The 18,649-nt window shown below is 67.3% G+C and carries 16 protein-coding genes; 8 read left to right on the top strand and 8 right to left on the bottom strand.

Annotation, left to right across the window (positions count from 1 at the left end):
- Together gap and KIT53_RS14750 are read left to right on the top strand one after the other, a co-directional pair.
- Positions 1 to 891 (top strand): type I glyceraldehyde-3-phosphate dehydrogenase (gene gap / locus KIT53_RS14755; RefSeq protein ID WP_297753825.1); only part of this gene is annotated, 891 nt, incomplete at its 5' end.
- A 359-nt stretch (positions 892 to 1,250) separates the two neighbouring features.
- Entirely contained in the window at positions 1,251 to 3,176 is a 1,926-nt protein-coding gene (locus tag KIT53_RS14750) for a S8 family serine peptidase (RefSeq protein ID WP_297753822.1), read from the top strand.
- A gap of 20 nt (positions 3,177 to 3,196) precedes the next feature.
- Here KIT53_RS14750 and KIT53_RS14745 read toward each other — a convergent pair whose 3' ends face one another.
- The 3 genes from KIT53_RS14745 to KIT53_RS14735 are packed head-to-tail and all read right to left on the bottom strand — an operon-like array spanning position 3,197 to position 5,244.
- Complete coding sequence (locus tag KIT53_RS14745; RefSeq protein ID WP_297753820.1) at positions 3,197 to 3,958, bottom strand: SPOR domain-containing protein; 762 nt, start codon at positions 3,956 to 3,958, stop codon at positions 3,197 to 3,199.
- Positions 3,952 to 4,755 carry a biotin--[acetyl-CoA-carboxylase] ligase gene (locus tag KIT53_RS14740; protein WP_297753817.1) on the bottom strand — a complete coding sequence of 268 codons (804 nt, stop codon included), beginning with the start codon at positions 4,753 to 4,755 and terminating at the stop codon, positions 3,952 to 3,954. The genes KIT53_RS14745 and KIT53_RS14740 overlap by 7 nt, the downstream gene beginning before the upstream one ends.
- A gap of 30 nt (positions 4,756 to 4,785) precedes the next feature.
- On the bottom strand, positions 4,786 to 5,244 hold the full coding sequence (locus KIT53_RS14735) for an SET domain-containing protein-lysine N-methyltransferase (RefSeq protein WP_366521926.1): 459 nt from the start codon (positions 5,242 to 5,244) through the stop codon (positions 4,786 to 4,788).
- A gap of 190 nt (positions 5,245 to 5,434) precedes the next feature.
- Here KIT53_RS14735 and KIT53_RS14730 point away from each other — a divergent pair, with 190 nt between their 5' ends.
- Together KIT53_RS14730 and KIT53_RS14725 are read left to right on the top strand one after the other, a co-directional pair.
- The gene (locus KIT53_RS14730; RefSeq protein ID WP_297753811.1) at positions 5,435 to 8,386 is read left to right on the top strand and encodes a DNA topoisomerase III; all 2,952 of its coding nucleotides are present in this window, start codon (positions 5,435 to 5,437) and stop codon (positions 8,384 to 8,386) included.
- Between the two features lie 20 nt (positions 8,387 to 8,406).
- Positions 8,407 to 9,057, top strand: coding sequence for a glutathione S-transferase family protein (locus KIT53_RS14725; RefSeq protein WP_297753809.1), 651 nt, complete (start codon positions 8,407 to 8,409; stop codon positions 9,055 to 9,057).
- A gap of 9 nt (positions 9,058 to 9,066) precedes the next feature.
- On the opposite strand, the gene KIT53_RS14720 is transcribed toward KIT53_RS14725, so the two are convergent.
- The 3 genes from KIT53_RS14720 to KIT53_RS14710 form a co-directional block, all read right to left on the bottom strand.
- Positions 9,067 to 10,446 (bottom strand): sensor histidine kinase, encoded by a 1,380-nt coding sequence (locus tag KIT53_RS14720; RefSeq protein ID WP_297753835.1) that lies wholly within the window; start codon positions 10,444 to 10,446, stop codon positions 9,067 to 9,069.
- Positions 10,447 to 10,549: 103 nt separating this feature from the next.
- Positions 10,550 to 11,224, bottom strand: coding sequence for a response regulator transcription factor (locus KIT53_RS14715; protein ID WP_297753807.1), 675 nt, complete (start codon positions 11,222 to 11,224; stop codon positions 10,550 to 10,552).
- A 90-nt stretch (positions 11,225 to 11,314) separates the two neighbouring features.
- A complete protein-coding gene (locus KIT53_RS14710) occupies positions 11,315 to 11,806 on the bottom strand; it encodes a helix-turn-helix domain-containing protein (RefSeq protein ID WP_297753804.1) in 492 nt (163 codons plus the stop codon).
- A 136-nt stretch (positions 11,807 to 11,942) separates the two neighbouring features.
- On the opposite strand from KIT53_RS14710, the gene recA reads away from it, so the two are divergent.
- Both recA and recX read left to right on the top strand, forming a co-directional pair.
- On the top strand, positions 11,943 to 13,046 hold the full coding sequence (gene recA, locus KIT53_RS14705; protein WP_297753801.1) for a recombinase RecA: 1,104 nt from the start codon (positions 11,943 to 11,945) through the stop codon (positions 13,044 to 13,046).
- A 41-nt stretch (positions 13,047 to 13,087) separates the two neighbouring features.
- On the top strand, positions 13,088 to 13,552 hold the full coding sequence (gene recX / locus KIT53_RS14700; protein WP_297753799.1) for a recombination regulator RecX: 465 nt from the start codon (positions 13,088 to 13,090) through the stop codon (positions 13,550 to 13,552).
- An 8-nt stretch (positions 13,553 to 13,560) separates the two neighbouring features.
- Here recX and KIT53_RS14695 read toward each other — a convergent pair whose 3' ends face one another.
- Together KIT53_RS14695 and argC are read right to left on the bottom strand one after the other, a co-directional pair.
- Positions 13,561 to 15,114: an MFS transporter gene (locus KIT53_RS14695; protein ID WP_297753796.1), complete on the bottom strand. Its 1,554-nt coding sequence runs from the start codon at positions 15,112 to 15,114 to the stop codon at positions 13,561 to 13,563.
- 82 nt (positions 15,115 to 15,196) lie between these two features.
- Positions 15,197 to 16,108 carry an N-acetyl-gamma-glutamyl-phosphate reductase gene (gene argC / locus KIT53_RS14690; protein ID WP_297753793.1) on the bottom strand — a complete coding sequence of 304 codons (912 nt, stop codon included), beginning with the start codon at positions 16,106 to 16,108 and terminating at the stop codon, positions 15,197 to 15,199.
- Positions 16,109 to 16,284: 176 nt separating this feature from the next.
- Between argC and sucC the strand changes: the two genes are divergently transcribed.
- Both sucC and sucD read left to right on the top strand, forming a co-directional pair.
- Positions 16,285 to 17,451, top strand: a complete 1,167-nt coding sequence (gene sucC, locus KIT53_RS14685; protein WP_297753791.1) for an ADP-forming succinate--CoA ligase subunit beta — start codon at positions 16,285 to 16,287, stop codon at positions 17,449 to 17,451.
- 19 nt (positions 17,452 to 17,470) lie between these two features.
- Positions 17,471 to 18,364 carry a succinate--CoA ligase subunit alpha gene (gene sucD, locus KIT53_RS14680; RefSeq protein ID WP_297753787.1) on the top strand — a complete coding sequence of 298 codons (894 nt, stop codon included), beginning with the start codon at positions 17,471 to 17,473 and terminating at the stop codon, positions 18,362 to 18,364.
- Positions 18,365 to 18,649: the final 285 nt, after the last annotated feature.

The following is an 18,649-nucleotide window of genomic DNA, read 5'->3' as shown; positions in this document are numbered from 1 at the left end:
CTGGAGCCGGAGTACCTGGCCTACATGCTCAAGTACGACAGCGTGCACGGGCGCTTCGAGGGCGAGGTGTCGGTGCAGGGCAGCGACCTGATCGTCAACGGCAAGAAGATCCGCCTGACGGCCGAGAAGGACCCGGCCACGCTCAAGTGGGGCGAGGTGGGAGCGGACGTGGTGATCGAATCCACCGGGATCTTCCTGGACAAGGCTGGCGCCGAGAAGCACCTGCAGGCCGGTGCGAAGAAGGTGATCATGTCCGCGCCGAGCAAGGACGACACACCGATGTTCGTGTACGGGGTGAACCACGGCAGCTACAAGGGCGAGGCGATCATCAGCAACGCCAGCTGCACGACCAACTGCCTGGCGCCGGTGGCCAAGGTGCTGCACGACAAGTGGGGCATCAAGCGCGGGCTGATGACGACGGTGCACGCGGCCACGGCCACGCAGAAGACGGTGGACGGCCCGAGCAACAAGGACTGGCGCGGCGGGCGGGGGATTCTGGAGAACATCATTCCCAGCAGCACGGGTGCGGCCAAGGCGGTGGGGGTGGTGATTCCTTCGCTGAACAAGAAACTCACGGGCATGAGCTTCCGGGTACCCACGAGCGACGTGTCGGTGGTGGACCTGACGGTGGAGCTGGAGAAGGATGCGAGCTACGAGGAGATCAAGGCGGAGATGAAGGCGCAGAGCGAGGGCGCGCTCAAGGGGATCCTGGGGTACACGGAAGACAAGGTGGTGGCGACGGACTTCCGGGGCGATGCACGGACCTCGATCTTCGACGCGGATGCGGGCATTGCGCTGGACAAGACCTTCATCAAGGTGGTGAGCTGGTACGACAACGAGTGGGGCTACTCCAACAAGTGCCTCGAAATGGCGCGCGTGGTCGCCAAGTAAGCACCTGCTTCGACTGCTCCGAAAAAAAGCGACCTTCGGGTCGCTTTTTTGTTGGGGCATTGCCGGACCGGTGGGCCTTTCCTATCGCCTGGGCCTTGCGCCCATGGGCCATATGGGCTGCTTCCGGCCGCGTGCGCGGCCCTTGTGGGACGAGGTCCTGGACTGGTTCGAGGCCCAGGATCCGCGTGCTGCGTTTCACGCCGTCTGAGCCGCAGGCGTTGCAAGGGCGTTGAAAGTGCACAAAAGTGGCATTCCTTGGCGCCATGCACAGTGGACGCGTGACAGAATGTCCAGCCATTGCCATCCTCGCTTGACACCGTCCTTGCATGCATGCCGTGCGGTGCGTGCAGCAGCCCCTCATGAACCGTCTCCTGTCCGTCAGCCTGAGTCTTGCCATGCTGGCCTGCCTTGGTCTGTCGACGGCCCAGGCGGGTACCCCTCAGACGGCCATGGGCCTGATCATCGGTTTGCGGGACGCGAACGAGCCATCGGCCGAGATGGCGCGCACCGCCGACCGCGGCCCTTGGGTGTCCGAACGCGAGCGAAGCCGTGCGCAATGGGAGCGGGGTGCGCGCCGCGACCGTGAGCGCGTGGCACGCGCGGCCCAGGAGGCCGGCGTGGCTTTGGCGGGTACCGGTGGCGCCGGCAACGCCAGCCTGATGCGCTTTGACCGGCCGCTGCGGGGCGAGGCCCTGGAACGCGCCATGCGCCGCATGCGCCTGCATCCGGATGTGGCCTGGGTCGAGCCGGACGTGCTGGTGCCGCGGCTGGCTGCCGTGGTGCCCGACGACCTTCTGTTTTCCCAGCAATGGCACCTGCAGGCGCCCGACGGGGGAAGCAACCTGTCGGGGCTGAACCTGCCTGCGGCCTGGGGCAACACCACCGGCAGTTCGGTGGTGGTGGCCGTGGTGGACAGCGGCGTGCGGTTTGATCACCCGGAGTTGCAGGCGCTGGGGCCGCGCCTGCTCGCGGGCTACGACATGATCAGCGACCTGTCCATCTCCAACGATGACCATGGGCGGGATGCCGACGCCAGCGACCCCGGCGACTGGGTCACCGCCGGGGAAGTGCAAACCCCGACCTTTGCCGGGTGCGAGGTGTCGGACAGCAACTGGCACGGCACCTTCATCGCCGGGCAGATTGCCGCCGCCACCCAGAACGCGCAGGGTGTGGCGGGCCTGAACTGGAACGCGCGGCTGCTGCCGGTGCGTGTCTCGGGCAAGTGCGGCGCCATGGTGTCGGACCTGCTGGATGGTCTGCGTTGGGCGGCGGGCCTGCCGGTCTGGGGCGTGCCCGGCAACCCGAACCCGGCCCGCGTGATCAACCTCAGCTTTGGCGGCGACCAACCGTGTTCGCAGGCCTACCAGAACACCATCGATGCCGTCACCAACGCCGGCTCACTGGTCGTGGTGGCCGCTGGCAACAACGACGCCAGCCTCTTTCGCCCGGCAGACTGCCGGCGCGTGATGACGGTGGCCTCCGTGCGCAAGGACGGCGCCAAGGCCTCCTACTCCAGTTTCGGCAGCCGCGTGTCGCTGGCCGCGCCTGGCGGCTCGGTGGAAGGGGGCAACGCGACCATGCTGCTCTCCATCGACAACAGCGGCACCACCACACCGCAGCTCAACGGGTATGGCCACAAACAAGGCACCAGCTTTGCCGCGCCGCAAGCCTCGGGCGTGGCCAGCCTGATGCTGGCGGTCAACCCGGCGTTGAGTCCGCGCCAGCTCATCGAGCGCATGCGCGCGGGCGCCCGGCCTCACGTCAGCCTGGGTGGACTCGCGGCCTGTGGCCCGGCGGGCGCCGGTGTGTGCAACTGCACCACCAGCACCTGCGGCGCCGGCCTGCTGGACGCGCACACCGCCGTGCAACTGGCCACCGGTCCGGCGGTGGTGATTCAACCGGTGGGGGACGTCGAACCGGGCACCGTGGTCCGGCTCGATGGCAGTGGCAGCGTGGCCATTCCCGGGGCGAGCATCGTGTCCTACCAGTGGGTGCAGGTCTCGGGGCCGTCGGTGGCCATCACGGCGGCGGACACTGCCGTCGCCACGGTCACCTTGGCGAGCGAGGCGGAGTATGTTTTTTCGCTCACCGTGGTGGACAACGTCAACCGCCATGGAGAGGACACCGTGCGCATCACCGCCGCCATGCCGGCGGCCACCGTTGCGGGTGGCGGCGGCGGTGGATCCATGCGCCTGCTCTGGGGCGCTGCTTTGTGGGCCTGGGTGCTGGCGGTCATCGCCTCGCAGCGCCGCAACGCAGTTCCGGTCAGCGCGCGGCGCGCCTGAAACGGCGCCAGGGTCTCTGTTCAGGAACAGGCGCGCAGGCTCTTGCCCGCCATGGCATCGCCCAGGCCGTCCACCGCCGTGCGCTGGGCTGCGGTGATGGCGGGCAGGCGCAACGTGTAGCTCACCGACTCTGCCCGCTCCTGCGTGACCTTGGCGGTGCGCACGCCGTTGCGTTCCACCTGCTGCAGCGCCTGCTGTGCGGCCGCCTCGCTGGAGTAGGTACCCAACGCCAGGCCCGGCGCCAGGCCGCTGCCCGAGACGTCGCGGAAACTCACGCCCATGCCGCGCAACTCGGCCTTCTTGCGTTCGAGTTGCGCCTCGTTGTCGTAGCGGCCCATGTAGACGATCCAGCGGCCGGCGCTGCGGCTTTCGACCAACTGCCAGCGGTCTGCCGGCAGCCCCAGCAGCTTGAGTTCCGCGCGCAGCAGCTCGGCCTGCGCTTCGGTGAAACCGCCCGCCTGCCAGCAGGCGCGTGGGCCGTTGTTGTCGGGCATGGGTGGCACGGCCGGGGCAGGCTGCGGGCCCGTGGCCACCGCGGCGGCGGCGGGCGTGGTGGCGTCCGTGCTCGCTGGCGCGCTGACAGGTGCCGGGGTCGGCGCCGGTGCCTCCTGGGCCTTGGGTCCGTTGAGCAGGCGCAGTTGTTCCGGGTGCACCTGTCCGTCCAGGCGCTGGGGTTCGCGCTGCTCCAGCGGCGCCAGGCCCAGGCCGCGCAGATAGCCGTGACCCCAGGCGAAGTAGCCCGCGTTGGCCAGCGCCAGCAGCCAGATGGCCCACTTCAGCATGGGCGCACGCTCACTTCCGCGCTGGTGATGCCGCGCATGCCTTCGCTGGTGAGAATCTGGAGGGCACCGTCTTCGCCGACCCCGCAAGCCGTGCCGCGCTGTCCGTCCGACAGCTGGACTTCCAGCCCCCGCAGCGCGTCGCGGCTGGCGAAGCGCTGCGCGAACGCCGGAAAACCCTGGGATTCGAACGCGAGCAGGTCCTGCAGCAACGGTGGCGCCACGCGCGCCAGCACCTCGCCGGCGGTCGTGCCGACCAGCACCTCGGCCACGCCGGCAGGCGCGACGGCCGGCAGTGCCGCCCCGCTGTCTTGCAGTGCGGCCACCGCCTGTGCGTCCGGTCGGGCGATGTTCAGACCCACGCCGACCACCACCATGCGGGGTGCCGACGCTTGCGCCCCACCCGCAGAAGCCGTCTCCACCAGGATGCCGCCCAGCTTGCGGCCGTGCAGCCAGAGGTCGTTGGGCCACTTCAGGCGCACGTCCGGGTGCAGGCTCTGCGCCAGGCTCACCCCGACGGCGAGCGACAGGCCCGACCAGCTTCGTGGCGCCATCGGCAGGCCAACCGAGAAGGTCAGGGATTGACCAGCGCGGCTGTGCCAGGCCTTGCCCACCCGGCCACGGCCGGCGCTCTGCTCTTCGGCGGCCAGCAGCACCGGCTCCATGAGGCCCGTGCGTGCACGGCGCATGAGTTCGCTGTTGGTGGAGTCGATGCTGGGCACCACCTCCACCGTGAAGCCCGGCAGCAGCGGTGCCACGGCCTGCCACAGGGCTTCCGAGTGCGCGAGCAGGTCAGACATGGGCCGCACAGGTCCGCCAGGGGCCGGGCATCAGCCCAGGCGAGACGCCTTGCCCGCGCGCTTCGGGGCCAGCAGCGTGCCGCGGCATTGGCGGGCGCCGCACCAGCAGGGGTACTCGGCCTTCAGCTTGGGTGTGTAGGGTTCGTCGATCACCAGCCCGTAGTCGTAGAACAGCTCTTCGCCGGGCTTGATGTCACGCAGCGCGCGGATGAAGACACGTCCGTCCTCCACGTCGGCCTCGCAGTTCGGCGCGCAGCTGTGGTTGATCCAGCGCGCCGAATTGCCGCCGACCTTGGCATCGATCACATGGTCTTCGTCGATGTGGAAGTAGAAGGTGTGGTTGGGGTCGGACGGGTCGTGCGGGTGGCGGCGCAGGGCTTCTTCCCAGGAAATGATCTCGCCCACGTACTCGATCACCGTCTCGCCTTTGGCCAGATCGGCCACCGCGTAGACCCCCTTGCCGTGCACGCCCGAGCGCCGCGTCTGGATGCGCCGGCCGTTGCTGTTTGCCTGCGGTGCGGGCGCCTTGCCACGGGGTGTTTTCGGGCGGGGAGCGTTCGCGGAACCTGGGGTTTTCGTCACGGCCGGATAATTTGGTAAGGTTGTTTCATGCAGGTGCGCGCGTGGGCGCGCGTGCCCATGTGCGCGTGCACACGCGCGTGGAAAGCCGATTGTAGAGATGAAAACCGAAGGTTCCGCCAAGACGCTGGTCATCGCCGAGAAGCCCTCCGTGGCCCAGGACATCGTGCGTGCGCTCGCGCCGGTGGCCGGCAAGTTCGACAAGCACGACGACCATTTCGAGAACGACCAGTACGTGGTCACCTCGGCGGTGGGCCATCTCGTGGAGATCGCCGCGCCTGAGCAGTTCGACGTCAAGCGAGGCAAATGGAGCTTCGCGCACCTGCCGGTGCTGCCGCCCTATTTCGAGCTCAAGCCGATCGACAAGACCAAGTCGCGCCTGGCGGCGGTGGTCAGGCTGGTCAAGCGCAAGGATGTCGCGCGCCTGGTCAATGCCTGTGACGCGGGCCGCGAGGGCGAGCTGATCTTCCGGCTGATCGAGCAGTACGCCGGCGGTTTCAAGAACGGGGCCTACCAGCCGCTGGGCAAGCCGGTGCAGCGCCTGTGGCTGCAGTCGATGACACCGGCGGCCATCCGCGAAGGCTTCGAGAACCTGCGCAGCGACCAGCAGATGCGCGGCCTGGCCGATGCGGCGCGCAGCCGCTCCGAAGCCGACTGGATGGTGGGCATCAACGGCACGCGCGCCATGACCGCCTTCAACTCGCGCGACGGGGGGTTTTTCCTCACCACGGTCGGCCGGGTGCAGACGCCCACGTTGTCCATCGTGGTCGAGCGCGAGGAAAAGATCCGTGCCCACAAGGCCCGCGACTATTGGGAGATTCATGCCAGCTTCCTGGCCGAGGCGGGCGAGTACCCGGGCAAGTGGTTTGATCCGAATTTCAAGAAGCCGGCCGGTGAAGACGCCGACGCCGATCTGCGCGCCGACCGCATCTGGGACCAGCGCGATGCGCTGGCCATCGTCGAGGCGGTGCGTGGCAAGGCCGCCAGCGTCAGCGAGGAAAGCAAGCCCACCACCCAGGCCAGCGGCCTGCTGTACGACCTGACCAGCCTGCAGCGCGAGGCCAACGGCCGCTTCGGGTTTTCCGCCAAGACCACGCTGCAGCTCGCGCAGAGCCTGTACGAGCGCCACAAGGCCCTGACCTACCCCCGGACCGACTCGCGCGCACTGCCCGAGGATTACCTGCCGACGGTGAAGCAGACGTTCGAGATGCTGGCCGGCAGTGGCATGAAGCACCTGGCGCCGCATGCCCGCACCGCACTGGACCAGCAGTACATCCGGCCCAGCAAGCGCGTCTTTGACAACAGCAAGGTCAGCGACCACTTCGCCATCATCCCGACACTGCAGGCGCCGCACGGCCTGTCCGACGCCGAACAGAAGCTCTACGACCTGGTGGTGCGCCGCTTCATCGCGGTGTTCTTCCCCAGCGCGGAGTTCATGGTGACCACGCGCATCAGCAAGGTGCTCAACCACCATTTCAAGACCGAGGGCAAGGTGCTGGTCAGGCCGGGCTGGATGGCGGTGTACGGCAAGGAGGCGGCCGAAGACGTGGAAGGCGCCAAGGAGGGCGACAAAGGCCAGAACCTGGTGCCGGTGCGCGAAGGCGAGACGGTGCGCACCGAGGCGGTCGAAGCGCGCGCCCTCAAGACCCGCCCGCCTGCGCGCTACAGCGAAGCCACGCTGCTCGGCGCCATGGAAGGCGCCGGCAAGCTGGTGGACGACGACGAGCTGCGCGAAGCCATGCAGGAGAAAGGCCTGGGCACGCCAGCCACGCGCGCGGCCATCATCGAAGGGCTGCTGACCGAGAAGTACATGCTGCGCGAGGGGCGCGAACTGATCCCGACCGCGAAGGCCTTCCAGCTCATGACGCTGTTGCGCGGACTGGGTGTGGAGGAGTTGTCCAAGCCTGAGCTCACGGGCGAATGGGAGCACAAGCTCGCGCAGATGGAACACGGCCGCCTCAGCCGGGCGGCCTTCATGGGCGAGATCGCCACCATGACCGAGCGCCTGGTGAAGAAGGCCAAGGAATACGACCGCGACACCATCCCCGGCAACTACGCCACGCTGGCCACGCCCTGCCCGAACTGCGGCGGCGTGGTCAAGGAGAACTACCGGCGCTATGCCTGCACCGGCCAGGACGGTGGCAGCGAGGGCTGCGGCTTCTCCTTCGGCAAGTCACCGGCGGGCCGCACCTTCGAGCCGCAGGAGGCCGAGGCGCTGCTGCGCGACAAGCACATCGGCCCGCTCGAAGGTTTCCGCTCCAAGGCGGGCTGGCCTTTCGTGGCGGAGATCGTGCTCAAGTACAGCGACGAGGACCGCAATTGGAAGCTGGAGTTCGACTTCGGCGACGACAAGGCGGGCGAAGAGACCGGCGAGTTGGTCGACTTCAGTGGCAGCGAGTCGCTGGGCGCGTGCCCCAAGTGCGGCGCGCCGGTGCATGAGCACGGCAGCAACTATGTCTGCGAAAAGGCGGTGCCCACACAGGCGCAGCCCACGCCCAGTTGCGACTTCAAGAGCGGCAAGATCATCCTGCAGCAGCCGGTGGCGCGCGAGCAGATGAGCAAGCTGCTGGCCACCGGCAAGACCGATCTGCTCGACAAGTTTGTCTCCATGCGCACGCGCCGCGCCTTCAAGGCCTTCCTGGCCTGGGACAAGGAGGCCGGCAAGGTGAATTTCGAGTTCGAGCCGCGGGCCAGCAAATTCCCGCCGCGCAAATCGCCGGCTGCCGCGCCGGCCGCGGCCAGAAAGGCCCCGGCGGCCAAGAAGGCGGCGGCCAAGGCGCCCAAGACCGCCAAGGCACCGAAGGCGCCGCGCAAGACCACGGCCGCCACGGGCAAGCAGCCCAGCGCCGCGCTGGCCGCCGTGATCGGCGAGGGCCCGGTTTCCCGTCCCGAGGTGGTCAAGAAACTGTGGGACTACATCAAGGCCCACGGCCTGCAGGATGCCAAGGACAAGCGCCGCATCAACGCCGACGACAGGCTGCGGCCGGTGTTCGGCAAGGACTCGGTCACCATGTTCGAGATCGCGGGCATCGTGGGCCAGCACCTGGGTTGATTCACAAGGAGATTTACCGCATGAGCCTGAAGCTTTATTTCGCCCCCGGTGCCTGTTCGTTCGTGCCGCATTCGATGCTGGAGCTGGCCGGCGCCGAGTTCGAGCCCCAGATGGTCAAGCTGCACAAGGGCGAACAGCGCAGCCCTGAGTACCTGGCCGTCAACCCCCGTGGCCAGGTGCCGGTGCTGGTGGACGATGGCCAGGTCATCACCCAGATCGTCGCCATCCTGCTGCACCTGGACGCCCGGCTGCCGCAGGCCGGCATCCTGCCCGCCTCCGGCGGCCAGCGCGCACGCGCGCTGCAGACGCTGGCCTGGATGAACAACACCGTGCACCCGACGTTCACACACGTGTTCATGCCCGAGAAGTTCACCGACGACGAAGCCGCCAAGGCCGCGATCCGCGCGTTCGCGGCCCGCAGCTACAAAGGACTGCTCGACGAGATCGAGGCCATGGCGGCCCAGGCCTCGCCCTGGCTCACGGGCGAACGGCCTGGTGCCCTGGACGCGTACGCACTCACCTTGTTGCGCTGGGGTGGCTATGCGGGCATCGACCCCACCGGCCAGACCGCGACCTGGGCCCTGGCCCAGCGTTTTGCCGAATTGCCCGCGGTGGCCCGCGTGATCGAGCGCGAGCGCCTGCAGCTCAACGTCTACAAGCCAGCGGCCTGAGCCCCCCTCTCATTCCTCGGGGCGCGGCTGCTCGGGCGTGAAGCGCACCGAGGCCCGCAGCCCGCGCTGGCTGCGTTCCGGATGGGCGTCCTCCATGGACACCGTGGCGCCGTGTTGCTGCGCGATTTCCTGCACGATCGCCAGGCCCAGCCCGGAGCCATCGACGTTCGTCCCCAGCGCCCGGTAGAAGGGCTGCATCACGAACTCGCGTTCGTTCTCGGGGATGCCCGGGCCGTCGTCCTCCACCTGCAGCACCTGCACGCCACTGAAGCGGTCCAGCAGCACGCGCACCGTAACCATGCCACCGCGCCCCGAGTAGTTGATGGCGTTGTCCACCAGGTTGCGAACCATCTCGTGCAGCAGTGTGGGGTTGCCGTCGATCAGGCAGTTGTCGGGCGTGCTGTCGGGGCCTTCGAATCCGAGGTCTATGCCGTGCTCCAGTGCGCGCGGCACCGACTCCTGCACCACGCCGCGCACGAGGTCGGCCAGCGCGATGCGTTCAATGGGCAAGGATCGGCCGGTGGTCTCGGCGCGGGCCAGCGCCAGCAACTGGTTGACGGTGTGCGTGGCCCGCGTGCTGGCGCGCGCGATCTGCTGCAGGGAGCCGCGGATTTCCACGGGGTCCACCTCGCGCTGCGCCAGCTCGGCCTGCATGCGCAGGCCTGCCAGCGGCGTCTTGAGCTGATGCGCCGCGTCCGCGAGAAAGCGCTTCTGTGTCGTCAGTGAGGTCTTCAGGCGGGTCAGCAGGTCGTTGATGGAAGACACCAGTGGCGCGACTTCCTGCGGAACGAAGGACTCTTCGATGGGGCTGAGGTCGTCGGGCTTGCGCGCGCGGATGCGCTGCTCCAGGTCGTTGAGCGGCCGTATGCCACGCACCAGCGCCAGCCAGACCAGCAGCACCGCCAGCGGCAGGATGACGAACTGCGGCACCATCACGCCCTTGATGATTTCGGTGGCCAGCGTGGACCGCTTGCCCTTGGTCTCCGCCATCTGCATGAGCACCAGGCGCTCGCTGTCGTTGCGCGCCAGCCAGGTGTAGGCCACGCGCACTTCGTCGCCGCGCACCACGTCGTCGCGCAGCAGCACCCGGCCGGGCTCGGGCAGGACCTCGTCGCGCGGCCGGGGGAAGTCGATCTCGCCACTCACCAGTTCGCCGCGCGGATCAAGCACCTGGTAGTAGATGAGGTCGCCGGAGTCCGCCAGCAGCAGATCGCGCGCCTGCTCGTCCATGTGGAAGACGATGCGGCTGTCCTCGTTCACGACCAGACGCGAGAGCGCCTGCAGATTGAACTCCAGCGCGCGGTCGAAAGGTTTGCTGGCAATGCCTTGCGCGACGAACCAGGTCAGCGCCAGCGACAGCGGCCACAGCAGCAGCAGCGGCGTGAGCATCCAGTCCAGCAACTCGCCGAACAGACTGCGCTGCTCACGCTGGAACAGACCGAAGGGGCCCTTGTTTTCCACGAAGGCCAGCGGTCCGCCGGAGGCGCGGTCTTCAGCCGCTGATTTTTTCAAGGCAGTAGCCCAGGCCGCGCACGGTCGCAATGCGGATGGGCCCCTTTTCGATCTTCTTGCGCAGGCGGTGGATGTAGACCTCGATGGCGTTGTTGCTCACCTCCTCGCCCCATTCGCACAGCCGCTCCACCAATTGGTCTTTGCTGACCAGGCGCCCGGCGCGTTGCAGCAGCACCTCCAGCAGCCCCAGTTCCCGTGCCGAGAGCTCCACCATCTTGCCGTCGATGGTCGCCACGCGGCCGGCCTGGTCGTACTCCAGGGGACCATGGCGGATGGTGTTGGTGGTGCCGCCCATGCCGCGGCGCGTGAGGGCCCGCACCCGCGCTTCGAGCTCCTGCAGCGAGAACGGTTTGGCCATGTAGTCGTCGGCGCCGTAGTCCAGGCCCTTGACCCGCTCCTCGACGCTGTCGGCCGCGGTGAGGATGAGCACCGGCATCACCGAACCGCGCGAGCGCAGACGTTTGAGCACCTCCAGGCCGTGCAGCTTGGGCAGGCCGAGATCGAGAATGAGGAGGTCGAACTCGTTGTTGGTCAGCAGGGCCGCGTCGGCTTCGGTGCCGCTGGCCACATGGTCCACCGCCGCGCCGGCTGCGCGCAGGCTGCGCATGAGTCCGTCGGCCAGGACCTGGTCGTCTTCTGCAATGAGGATGCGCATGGCTTGTCTCCGGGGGGCCGTGTCGCCGGCAGAGGCGTCTGCGACCGTTTCATTTTAGAGGCCCGCATGCGCCGCAGAGGGTGATCTGGGTCAAGTTCCATAGGCCTCCAGGCCCAGCGCCACGACGGTGGCCACCTCTTCGCCGACCTGGGCGCGGAACTCGGCTTCTGCCTGCGCCACAGCGCGCCGGAAGGCGTCCAGCCAGAGCAGGCCGGTGGCCGTGAAGACGATGCGCCGCGCCCGCGCATCGCGTCCGTCCGCCTCACGCCGCACCAGGCCCCAGGCCTCGCATTGCGTCACCAGGTCCCCCATCGCCTGCTTGCTCATGCCGGCCTGCCGGGCCAGCTCGGTCAGGCGCGACCCGTTGAGGGCCAGATGGCGGGTGATGTGCACGTGGGCCGCGCCGATCTGCGCGCGCGCGGCCAGGTTGGACAGCGCCAGCGGCACGTCGGGGTCGTGGGCCATCAGGTGCAGCACGCGCTCGTCGAAGCGCCGCAGCGCCTGCCCCATGAGACGACCCAGGTGGCCCATGCGCCAGCGGTCGTCGGGCAGGGGGGTGATGTCCTTCGGTGGATCAGCCATCGGCCGTATGGTAAGGCAAACTGACCAAATAAGCGGCGTTTTCGGCGAAATACGTGGGTAAACTGCTGTTCAAGCATCCAGCCTGTACGTATCCACAAAGGCCATGCGAACCACCCCTACAGCCCAGGAGCCCGACATGGACGCACCCGTCAAGAACAACCCCCTCAACAGCGAAAAAGCCAAGGCCCTGCAGGCCGCTCTGGCCCAGATCGAAAAGCAGTTCGGCAAGGGCACCATCATGCGCCTGGGCGAAGGCGAGGCCATCGAGGACATCCAGGTGGTCTCCACCGGTTCGCTGGGGTTGGACATCGCGCTGGGCGTCGGAGGTCTGCCGCGCGGCCGCGTGATCGAGATCTACGGGCCGGAATCCTCGGGCAAGACCACGCTGACTCTGCAGGTGATCGCCGAGATGCAGCGCCTGGGCGGTACCTGCGCCTTCGTCGATGCCGAGCATGCGCTGGACGTGCAGTACGCACAGAAGCTGGGCGTGAATCTGCCGGAGATGCTGATCAGCCAGCCCGACACCGGCGAGCAGGCGCTGGAGATCGTCGACAGCCTGGTGCGCTCTGGCGCGGTCGACCTCATCGTGGTGGACTCGGTGGCCGCGCTCACGCCCAAGGCCGAACTGGAGGGCGAGATGGGCGACTCGCTGCCCGGCCTGCAGGCGCGGCTGATGAGCCAGGCGCTGCGCAAGCTCACCGCCCACATCAAGAAGACCAACTGCATGGTCATCTTCATCAACCAGATCCGCATGAAGATCGGCGTCATGTTCGGCAGCCCCGAGACCACCACCGGCGGCAACGCGCTCAAGTTCTATGCCTCGGTGCGCCTGGACATCCGTCGCACCGGCACCATCAAGAAGGGCGAGGACGCCATCGGCAACGAAACCAAGGTGAAGGTGGTGAAGAACAAGGTCTCTCCGCCTTTCAAGACCGCCGAGTTCGACATCCTGTTCGGCGAGGGCATCAGCCGCGAGGGCGAGATTCTCGATCTGGGCGTGCTGCACCGGGTGATCGAAAAGTCCGGAGCCTGGTACGCCTACAACGGCGAAAAGATCGGGCAAGGCCGCGACAATGCGCGCGAGTTCCTGCGCGAGAACAGTGACCTGCGCGTCGAGATCGAGAACAAGGTACGCACCGAACTGGGCGTGCCGCTGCTGCCGGTGGACGAGCCGCAAACACCCGTCAAGGGCGGCAAGGCGGACAAAGCCGAGAAGGCCGGCAAGGCCGACGCCGCCTGACACCCGCTCCAGCCACCGCCCGAACGGTGGCGGTCACCACCATGGGTTCCTTTTCGATCTCTCTCAAAGGGCGCGCGCTCAAGCTGCTCGCCGCGCGCGAGCATTCGCGTGCCGAACTCCAGCGCAAGCTGGCGCCCCATGAAACCGAGCCAGGGGAACTGGCCCGTGCCTTGGACGAGCTGCAGTCCAAGGGTTTCATCGACGAGCAACGTGTGATCGATTCGGTGCTTCATCGCCGCGCTTCTCGGCTCGGCGCCTCCCGGGTGCGCCAGGAGCTGCAGGCCAAAGGGCTGGATCCGCAGGCCGTGGCCAATGCGGTAGCGGCGCTCAAGGACACCGAACTGGCGCGTGCCCACGATGTCTGGCGCCGCAAGTTCGGCCGGGCACCGGGCGATGCGGTCGAACAGGCCCGGCAGATGCGCTTTCTCCTGACCCGGGGTTTTGGCGCGGAAACCGTGCGTCGCGTGGTGCGCGGCACCGCGGTGACCGATGACGGCGCCGACTGAAAACCGCCTCAGCCCGCGCGGGTCCCTGCGGACGCAGGAGGCCGCTCGCGCAGCAGGCGCCAGGCGAGCAGCGCGCTGACGGTGGTGATCGCCATGCCCAGCAGCGCAGCAGCCTGAAGGCTGTCGACAAAGGCCGCGCTCGCGGCGTGGCGCAAGGCCTGGGCCATCGGCTGGGGCAGATGGTTTGCGGCGTTGAATGCGCCGCCCAGCGTCGACGCGGCGAGGGCGGCGTCCACAGGCAGGTCGGCCGGCGCCAGTTCCCGCATGCCGCTGCGGTACAGGCTGGTGGCCAGACTGCCGAAGACAGCAATGCCCAGCGCGCCCGAAAGCTCCGAGCTCGTTTCCGACAAGGCCGATGCGGCGCCTGCGCGTTCGGGTGGCGCCGAACTGATGACGATGTCGTTGCCCAGCGTGAAGACCGGCGACATCCCCAGTCCCATCAACACCATGCCGCCCATCAGCCAGAGCAGCCCGTGCGGGGTGTCCACCATCACCAGTGCGCCAAAGCCGACGGCTGCCAAAGCCAGCCCCGAGACCATGGTGCGCGGGGCCTGCAGCCGCTGCGCGATCCAGGGCGTCGCCATGGAGCCGACAACGAAGGAGAGCGCCCAGGGCACGGTGCACAGGCCAGCGACCAGTGGCGACAGGCCGAGCACCAGCTGGAGGTGTTGCGAGATGAAGATGTAGACGCCGAACATGGCGAAGGACGTCAGCGCATAGGCGGTGATCGCCGTGGTGAAGCGGGGCTGGGCGAACAGGCGCAGGTCCAGCAGCGGATAGGCGACGCGGCGCTGGCGCCGCAGGAAAGCCGTGCCCGCCAGCAGTCCCAGCAGCGCGGCCAACGCGGTGCTGCCGCCCAGATGGCCTTCGGCCAGCTGCTTGAGTGCCGAAACGCCGGCCAGCACCGCGACCAGGGACAGCAGCACGCTCAAGAGGTCGAGCCGGTTGGCATGGGGGTCGCGGTACTCCGGCAACAGGGCTGGCCCCACCAGCAGCAACAAGACCATCACCGGAACGGCGGCCCAGAAGATGGCCGGCCATGCCCAGTACTGCAGGATCAGGCCGCCCACCAGAGGGCCGACAGCCCCGCCGACCGAGTAGCTGGAGATCCAGATGCCGATGGCGATGCGGCGCTCCCGCTCGTCGCGAAACATGTTGGAGATCAGCGACAGCGTGGAGGGTGCCAACGTGGCGCCGGCGATGCCGAGCAGCGCGCGCGTCGCGATCAGCGCGGGTGCCGTGGTGGCCATGGCTGCGGCCACGGAAGCGGCGGCAAAGGCGGCAGCGCCGATCAGCAGCATCCGCTTGCGGCCCAACTGGTCTCCCAGCGTACCCATGGTGATCAGAAAGCCAGCCACCATGAAGCCGTAGATGTCGATGATCCACAGCAGTTGCGACGCTGAGGGCTGCAGGTCCGCACTGATCGCGGGCAGGGCCAGGTTGAGCACCGTCAGGTCCATGGCATAGACCAGGCAGGGCAGGGCGATCACCGCCAGCGCGGTCCATTCGCGGCGCGTGGCCTTGGCGGGTACGGCCTCGGCCGCGGTGGGGTCAGGGCTCATGTGCGGGGCCTCTCGGGTTCGGCGTCACGCAGGGACGACGAACGAACCCCATGTCTTTCGACGAAGCCCGGGGCTGGGCGGTTTACAGCCCGAGCATGAGCTTGAGGTTCTGCACCGCGGCGCCACTGGCGCCCTTGCCCAGGTTGTCCAGCCGGGCCACCACCACCGCATGGCGCGCTTGCGGGTTGCCGAACACGCGGATTTCCAGCTTGTTGGTGTCATTGAGCGCCAGTGCATCGAGCTTGCCCGATTCGGTGGCCGGTTCGGCGCTGACCCATTCACTGCCGGCGTAGTGTTTCGCATAGATGGCATGCAGATCCGCCGGGCTGGGCTGGCCTGGCAGGGTGTCCAGGTGCAGTGGCAACTGCACCAGCATGCCTTGCGCGAAGTTGCCCACCGCGGGCACGAAGATCGGGCGCCGGTGCAGGCCGCTGTAGGCCATGATTTCGGGCAGGTGCTTGTGCTGGAGACCCAGGGCGTAGAGCTCGAAAGCGGGAGCCTCGTGTTTTTCGTAAGCCTCGATCATGGTGCGCCCGCCACCGGTGTAGCCGCTGACGGCCGGCAGGCACACCGGGTGGTCAGCGGGCAGTGCCCCGGCATCGACCAGCGGCCGCAACATGGCAATGGCGCCAGTGGCATAGCAGCCTGGGTTGGCCACCCGCTGCGCTTTCACCACCGCCTCGCGCTGGCCAGGGCCCAACTCCGGAAATCCGAACACCCATCCCGGCGCTGTGCGGTGGGCGGTGGAGGCGTCGATGATGCGCGGCTTCGAGCCGGGCAGTCCGTCGATCATCGCCACCGATTCACGTGCCGCGTCGTCGTGCAGGCACAGAATGACCAGATCCACCTGGGCCATCAGCGCCCGCTTGGCCTGCGGATCCTTGCGGCGCTCGGGTGCGATGCTCACCACTTCCACGCCGGGCATGCCCTGGAGGCGGTCCCGGATCTGCAGCCCCGTGGTGCCGGCTTCGCCGTCGATGAATACCTTGGCCATGGCCTGTCCGCCTTGTCAGTCTGGATTCAGTTGAGATGTCCACCATCGGCGGCGCCCGCCGGGTGCGCGCTTTTGGTGCGTTGCACCATGATACAGTCCCGGGTTACTGTTTTTCAGTGCCCCTTCGGCCCGCGCGTCGGCCGACCCCCTTAGACCCATTCCTGAGAGACCCCCTCATGAAGATCCACGAATACCAAGGCAAGGAAATCCTGCGCCAGTTTGGTGTACCGGTGCCGCGCGGCATCGCGGCGTTCACGGTGCAGGAGGCGGTGGAAGCCGCCCAGAAACTCGGCGGCCCGGTGTGGGTCGTCAAGGCCCAGATCCATGCGGGTGGCCGCGGCAAGGGTGGCGGGGTGAAGGTGGCCAAGTCGATCGACGACGTCAAGCGCCTCTCGGGTGAGATCCTGGGCATGCAGCTCAAGACCCACCAGACCGGCCCCGAAGGCCAGAAGGTGCGCCGTCTCTACATCGAGGACGGCGCGGACATCCAGAAGGAGTACTACCTCTCCGTCGTGACCGACCGCGCGACGCAGAAAGTGGCCTTCATCGCCTCCAGCGAAGGCGGCATGGACATCGAAGAGGTGGCGCACGCCACCCCCGAGAAGATCGTCAAGGTGTTCGTCGATCCCCTGACTGGTCTGACCGACGCCCAGGCCAAGGAACTGGCCAAGGGCATTGCGCTGCCGGCCGACTCCGAAGCCCAGTTCATCGATGTGTGCAAGAAGCTCTACAAGTGCTACATGGACACCGATGCTTCGCTGGTCGAGATCAACCCCCTCAACCGCGACGGCAAAGGCAACATCATCGCGCTGGACGCAAAGTTCAACTTCGACTCCAACGCCCTGTTCCGCCACCCCGAGATCGTCGCTCTGCGCGATCTCGACGAGGAGGATGCCGCCGAGATCGAGGCTTCCAAGTTCGATCTGGCCTACATCAGCCTGGACGGCAACATCGGTTGCCTCGTGAATGGCGCGGGCCTGGCCATGGCCACCATGGACACCATCAAGCTGTTTGGCGCCGAGCCGGCCAACTTCCTCGACGTCGGTGGCGGCGCCACGCCCGAGAAGGTGACCGAAGCGTTCAAGATCATGCTCAAGAACGACAAGGTCAAGGCCATCCTGGTCAACATCTTCGGCGGCATCATGAAGTGCGACACCATCGCCACCGGCGTGATCACCGCCTGCCGTGCGGTGAACCTGTCGGTGCCTCTGGTGGTGCGCATGAAGGGCACCAACGAAGAGCTCGGCAAGAAGATGCTGGCCGAGTCCGGTCTCCCCATCATCAGCGCCGACACCATGGCCGAAGCCGCCCAGAAGGTGGTGGCTGCCGTCAAAGCCGCCTGAGTGCCGAAAGGAAATCACCATGTCGATCTACATCAACAAAGACACCAAGGTCATCACCCAAGGCATCACCGGCAAGACCGGCCAGTTCCACACCGAGAAGTGCCAGGAATACGCCAACGGCAAGAACTGCTTCGTGGCCGGGGTGAACCCCAAGAAGGCCGGTGAATCGATCTTCAACATCCCGATCTACGCCTCCGTCAAGGAAGCCGCGCAGCAGACCGGAGCGACCGTCTCGGTGATCTACGTGCCGCCCGCAGGCGCTGCCGCCGCCATCTGGGAAGCCGTGGAAGCCGACCTGGACCTGGCGATCTGCATCACCGAAGGCATCCCCGTGCGCGACATGCTGGAAGTGCGCAACAAGATGAAGGCCAAGGAAGCCGCCGGTGGCAAGAAGACCCTGCTGTTGGGCCCGAACTGCCCCGGCCTCATCACGCCCGACGAAATCAAGATCGGCATCATGCCGGGCCACATTCACCGCAAGGGCCGCATCGGCGTGGTCTCGCGTTCCGGTACGCTGACCTATGAAGCGGTGGCACAGCTCACCGAAATCGGGCTGGGCCAGTCCAGCGCGGTCGGCATTGGTGGCGACCCCATCAATGGCCTCAAGCACATTGATGTGATGAAGGCCTTCAACGACGATCCGGACACCGACGCCGTGATCATGATCGGCGAGATCGGCGGGCCCGACGAGGCCGAGGCCGCCATGTGGTGCAAGGCGAACATGAAGAAGCCCATCGTCGGCTTCATCGCTGGCGTGACCGCGCCTCCCGGCAAGCGCATGGGCCATGCCGGCGCGCTCATCAGCGGTGGCGCCGATACGGCCGATGCCAAGCTCGCCGTCATGGAAGAGTGCGGCTTCAAGGTGACGCGCAATCCCTCCGAAATGGGCAAGCTGCTCAAGTCGCTGATCTGAGCGCGGACGCCGTGCGTGAAAAGGGCAACGCTTGCGTTGCCTTTTTTTTTGCCGACGGCCCAATTCGAGAAGGATTCCCGCGGTGGGGCCTTGATCCTGTCGGCCCATCTGAAACAAAATGAAACACCCCAGGGCGCCGGCCTGGCCGGACCGTCCATTGGTGCGCATGTCGCTGACCTTCGGGCAGTTCGCGGCGACCCGCAGGCTGATCAACCCGGAAAATGTCACACGTGACCTTCAGCGAATCCTTACAGACCCCATCGCGCCGCATTCAGAACGCGCATG

This window comes from Hydrogenophaga sp. (genome assembly GCF_026125785.1).
Classification (GTDB): Bacteria; Pseudomonadota; Gammaproteobacteria; order Burkholderiales; family Burkholderiaceae_C; genus Hydrogenophaga.
The sequence above is the reverse complement of the archived record's forward strand: the minus strand, read 5'-3'. Positions and strand labels throughout refer to the sequence as shown.